This is a genomic window from Clostridium tagluense (genome assembly GCF_003865095.1).
Lineage (GTDB): Bacteria > Bacillota > Clostridia > Clostridiales > Clostridiaceae > Clostridium_AD > Clostridium_AD tagluense.
Genome location: NZ_BHYK01000149.1, coordinates 1 through 222, shown reverse-complemented (window position 1 = coordinate 222; position 222 = coordinate 1). Strand labels below are relative to the sequence as shown.

Sequence of the window (222 nt, the reverse complement as noted above, 5' to 3'; positions counted from 1 at the left end):
CCTCTCAGGTCGGCTACGCATCGTTGCCTTGGTGGGCCGTTACCTCACCAACTAGCTAATGCGCCGCGGGTCCATCTCAAAGTGGAATTCTCTAAAAGAAAAATCCTTTGATGTTTCAATCATGCGATCAAAACATATTATGCGGTATTAATCTCCCTTTCGGGAGGCTATTCCCCTCTTTGAGGCAGGTTACCCACGTGTTACTCACCCGTCCGCCGCTAA

The 222-nt window shown here is 49.5% G+C and carries 1 rRNA gene; it reads right to left on the bottom strand.

What is annotated here, in order from left to right:
• Positions 1-222, bottom strand: a 16S ribosomal RNA gene (locus Ctaglu_RS24905); the annotation flags it as partial.